The sequence below is a fragment of the Mycobacterium sp. genome, from assembly GCF_050701675.1.
Classification (GTDB): domain Bacteria; phylum Actinomycetota; class Actinomycetes; order Mycobacteriales; family Mycobacteriaceae; genus Mycobacterium.
Genome location: NZ_JBOGDD010000767.1, coordinates 1 through 3005, shown reverse-complemented (window position 1 = coordinate 3005; position 3005 = coordinate 1). Strand labels below are relative to the sequence as shown.

The 3005-nt window shown below is 67.4% G+C and carries 4 protein-coding genes and 1 pseudogene; 1 reads left to right on the top strand and 4 read right to left on the bottom strand.

Annotated features, from left to right (window positions below):
* Positions 1–94: pseudogene (locus ACRDUX_RS23480) on the bottom strand (GntR family transcriptional regulator); the annotation flags it as partial.
* A gap of 37 nt (positions 95–131) precedes the next feature.
* Here ACRDUX_RS23480 and ACRDUX_RS23475 point away from each other — a divergent pair.
* The gene (locus tag ACRDUX_RS23475; protein WP_526417019.1) at positions 132–845 is read left to right on the top strand and encodes an SIR2 family NAD-dependent protein deacylase; all 714 of its coding nucleotides are present in this window, start codon (positions 132–134) and stop codon (positions 843–845) included.
* On the opposite strand, the gene ACRDUX_RS23470 is transcribed toward ACRDUX_RS23475, so the two are convergent.
* The 3 genes from ACRDUX_RS23470 to ACRDUX_RS23460 all read right to left on the bottom strand — a co-directional run.
* Positions 842–1474, bottom strand: a complete 633-nt coding sequence (locus ACRDUX_RS23470) for a class I SAM-dependent methyltransferase (RefSeq protein WP_526417021.1) — start codon at positions 1472–1474, stop codon at positions 842–844. The two genes, ACRDUX_RS23475 and ACRDUX_RS23470, sit on opposite strands and share 4 nt — an antisense overlap.
* A 37-nt stretch (positions 1475–1511) precedes the next feature.
* On the bottom strand, positions 1512–2198 hold the full coding sequence (locus ACRDUX_RS23465; RefSeq protein ID WP_526417017.1) for a TetR/AcrR family transcriptional regulator: 687 nt from the start codon (positions 2196–2198) through the stop codon (positions 1512–1514).
* The coding region (locus ACRDUX_RS23460; protein WP_526417015.1) for an MMPL family transporter at positions 2195–3005 on the bottom strand (811 nt) is incomplete at its 5' end. The genes ACRDUX_RS23460 and ACRDUX_RS23465, both read right to left, overlap by 4 nt.

Genomic DNA, 3005 nt, shown 5'->3' with positions numbered 1-3005 from the left:
TCCGAACACCGTCGATGATCTGAGTGCGCAACTGATCGAACAACGGCCTTGCGCCGTCCGGGTCGACGCGAACCCACTCCCCCAAATCGGCCACGCGCCCAGTATCACAAAAAGGCGGCTAGTTTGGTGGCGTGCGAGTGGCGGTGCTCAGCGGTGCGGGGATGTCCGCGGAGAGCGGTGTGCCGACGTTCCGCGACGTCGAGACGGGTCTTTGGGCGAAGGTCGACCCGTATGAGATCTCCAGCGCCGATGGCTGGCGACGACACCCGGAGAAGGTCTGGGCCTGGTATCTGTGGCGCCACTACATGATGAAGGCCGTCGAGCCGAACGACGGCCACCGCGCTGTGGCGGCGTGGCAGGACGGCGCCGAAGTGGACGTCGTCACCCAGAACGTCGACGACTTGCACGAGCGCGCAGGCAGCACCAGGGTTCATCACCTGCACGGAAGCCTGTTCAGCTTCCGATGTGACCGTTGCGGGTCCGCGTACCACGGCGCGCTGCCCGATATGCCGAAGCCCGTCGAGGCCGTCGAGCCACCGGTCTGTGGGTGCGGCGGCCTGATCCGGCCCGACGTGGTGTGGTTCGGCGAGCAACTGCCGACCGAGGCATGGGACCGTTCGGTGCAGGCGGTCAGCTCCGCCGACGTCGCCATCGTGGTCGGCACGTCCGCGATCGTCTACCCGGCCGCGGGTCTGCCCGAGCTGGCGCTGGCCGAGGGCGTCCCCGTGATCGAGGTCAATCCCGAGGAGACTCCTCTGTCGGGCAGCGCCACCATTTCGCTGCGCGAGAGGTCCGCCACCGCATTGCCGGGCCTCCTACAGCGCCTCCCCGCACTTCTCGGCTAAGCCGGCCTGACCGCCCGACCGATCGCGGTCTCCGAGACGGGCAGCGGCACCCACGCAGGCAGCACCCACTCGCGCCGGGCGTCGCGCACCTGGAAGCCGGCGTCGCCGATGGAGCGCTCGGTGTCGCGGTGGGTATGGCAGTTGCCCAGCAGTCGGGGCCACACGGTCGCGTCGGCCAGCTTCTGGATCGGAGCCCGCATCCCCGTGCTTGCGACGTGTTCGAGATAGCGGAGCTCGCCGCCCGGCCGCAGCATCGAGAACAGTTGCCGCAGAACGCCATCGGGATCACCGACCGAACACAGCACCAATGAGCAGACCACCGCGTCGAACGGCTCACCCGCGGCGTAGTCCTCCACGGTATCGGTGCTGACGGTGACCGGCACCGATGCCGTCTCGGCGGCCCGGCGGGCGAGGACCGCGAGCCGTTGTTCGGGCTCGATCGCCACCACCTCAGTGACCGTCGCGGGGTAGAAGGCGAAGTTGGTGCCGGTGCCCACACCGACCTCCAGCACCCGACCCGCCAACCCGGCCAGGTTCTCCCGTCGCAGTCTGAGGACCGACTCGGGTTCGCGGGTCGACATCCTCGACCACAGCCGCGCGAAGAACGGGTTGTCCAAGGTGCCGTCCATTCCCCGGTCGCTTCGCTCCTGCCCGCCGGTGCCGGTCTCAGCCATCTGCAAGTCCCTTCTTGATTCGTGCGACGGCCACCTGCGGAGGAACGTCGAGCCCGATGATGCCGGTCACGATCTGACCACAGCACGCCGAGCTCAACACCCGGTCGGCGAACTCCTCGACGTCGCCGAACGGCAGGTACGGCCGCGAGATGAGCAGTGCGGCCACGCCGTGCGCCACCGTCCAGAGTTCCATCGCCGCCATGGTGGCGTCACCCTGCGGGTAGACGCCGTCGACCATCAGCGACTCGATGGACGCGCGCATGTGGACGAACGCCGAGCTGTTCAGCGTCACGTCGACGTCGCTGCCCGGCCTGCCCTCCCCCATCGTGGCGATGCGGTACAGCTCGGGGTTCTGCATGGCGAAGCGGACGTATGCCAGGCCCTGGGCACGGAGTCGGTCGATGGTCGACGGTTGATCGCGCGCCACCTGTTGCATGACCTCGTCGAGATGCTCGAAGTACCTGGCGCACACCGCATCCAGCAGCGCGTCCTTGTCGGTGAAGTGCAGATAGATCGACGGCGGGGTGACCCCGACGCGTTGGGCGACCGCACGGATGGACACCTCCTTGGCGTGTCCGGTCTTCATCAGCAGATGGGACGCGGCGTCGAGGATCTCCTCGCGCAGGTGCTCACCGGAGCCCCGCGCGGCACGTCGGCGTTTGAGCGGCCTAACAGTCACTTCAACGTGGCCATGGCGCGGTCGGGTTCGGCCGTGTCATCGTCCGCGCCGGATTCACTGATCCCGATCCGCCGATGCAGCCGGACCAACGGCTTGGGCGCCCACCAGTTCCACCCACCGAGGACGTGCATGAACGCCGGCACCAGAACCATCCGCACCAGCGTAGCGTCGACCAGCACGGCCAGCGTCAAGCCGACGCCGAACATCCGCATGAACGACACCTCGGCGGCGATCAGCGCCGCGAACGAGATCGACATCACCAGTGCCGCCGCGGTGATGACGCGACCGGTGCGAGCCAGGCCGAGCGCCACGCTCTCGTCATTGTCTTCCCGGGCGGCTCTCATCGCCAGGGGACCCGACGGTGTGGCACCCTTGCTCCCCCGGATCTTGAGCCAGTACTCCCGGATGCGTGCGACCAGGAACACCTCGTAGTCCATCGAGAGCCCGAAGGCGATGCAGAACAACAACACCGGCAGATTCGCGACCAGTGTCCCCGTCGAGGTGGTACCGAACGCGCTGAGATGTCCATCCTGGAAGATCCACACCAGGGCGCCGAACGCCGCCGTCAACGACAATACGTTCAGGACAACGGCTTTCAGCGGCAACACCACACTGCCGGTGAGCAGAAAGAGCAGTCCGAACGTGATGATGGCGATGACGCCGAGCACCCACGGCAGACGGGTGGTGATCGCATCGACGCTGTCGCGGTTGATTTGCGCGATGCCGCCCAGCTGCACCGACCGCCCGTCCGGTCCCGGCACGTCGTGCAGTCCGTCCAGCTGTGCACTGGACGCATCGGAGAACAGG

What these genes read in the sequence shown, in the direction of transcription:
- ACRDUX_RS23470 (WP_526417021.1), bottom strand. Translation starts at nt 1,474, where the DNA reads ATGGACGGCACCTTGGACAACCCGTTCTTCGCGCGGCTGTGGTCGAGG.